The 1,240-nt window shown below is 72.5% G+C and carries 1 protein-coding gene; it reads left to right on the forward strand.

Translation table 11 applies throughout. The annotated features are described in order from the left end of the window. Nucleotides 1–2: 2 nt before the first annotated feature. A partial coding sequence (locus Q7A36_RS39960) for a UDP-glucose dehydrogenase family protein (protein ID WP_305109351.1) occupies nt 3–1,240 on the forward strand: 1,238 nt, incomplete at its 3' end.

Consider the following 1,240-nt stretch of genomic DNA (forward strand, 5'->3'; position numbering starts at 1 on the left):
CGATGCGCATAGCGATGATCGGCGCCGGCTATGTTGGCCTGGTGTCGGGTGCCTGCTTTGCCGAGTTCGGCGTCGAGGTCTGCCTGGTGGACACCGACGCGGCCAAGGTGGAGGCGCTGCGGGCGGGGCGGATCCCGATCTACGAGCCCGGGCTGGATGCGCTGGTGGCGGAGAATGTCCGCGACGGGCGGCTCAGCTTCACCACCGAGCTCGAGCAGGCGGTGCGCGGGGCGGATGCGGTCTTCCTGGCGGTCGGCACGCCCTCGCGGCGCGGCGACGGCCATGCCGACCTCAGTTACGTCTATGCCGCGGCCGAGCAGGTGGCCCGCGCCGCGCAGGGCCCGCTGGTGCTGGTGACCAAGTCGACGGTGCCGGTGGGAACGGGGCGGCAGGTGCAGGAGATCGTGCGCCGGGCACGGCCGGACCTGGCGATCGAGGTGGCGTCGAACCCCGAGTTCCTGCGCGAGGGCAGCGCGATCGGCGACTTCATGCGCCCGGACCGGGTGGTGATCGGCACCATGGCGGGCGCGGGCGGCGAGCGGGCGCTGGCGGTGCTGCGGCGGCTCTACCGGCCGCTGAACCTGATCGAGGTGCCGATCCTGGCGACCCGGATCGAGACGGCCGAGCTGATCAAGTACGCGGCGAACGCGTTCCTGGCGACCAAGATCACCTTCATCAACGAGATCGCCGATCTCTGCGAGCGGGTCGGCGCGGATGTGCACGACGTCTCGCGCGGCATGGGCCTCGATGGCCGGATCGGCCGCAAGTTCCTCCACCCCGGCCCGGGCTATGGCGGCTCCTGCTTTCCCAAGGACACCCTGGCGCTGGCGCGGACCGCGCAGGACCACGGCGCGCCGGTGCGCCTCGTCGAGACCACGATCGCGGTGAACGAGGCGCGCAAGGCGGCGCTGGCCGACCGTGTGGTAGCGGCCTGCGGCGGCAGTCTCGCGGGCAAGGTGGTGGCGGTGCTCGGCCTGACCTTCAAGCCCGAGACCGACGACATGCGCGACGCGGCGAGCCTGGTGATGGTGCCGCGGCTGGTCGAGGCCGGCGCCGCGGTGCGCGCCTTCGACCCGGCCGGCATGGGCCATGCGCAGCCGTTGCTGCCGGGCGCGGTGCACTATGCCACCAGCGCCCTCGATGCGGCGCAGGGGGCGGATGCGCTGGTGCTGCTGACCGAGTGGAACGAGTTCCGCGCCCTCTCGCCCGAGAAGCTGCGCCGCGCCATGCGCGGGAATGT

Source organism: Paracraurococcus lichenis (assembly GCF_030657435.1).
GTDB lineage: Bacteria > Pseudomonadota > Alphaproteobacteria > Acetobacterales > Acetobacteraceae > Paracraurococcus > Paracraurococcus lichenis.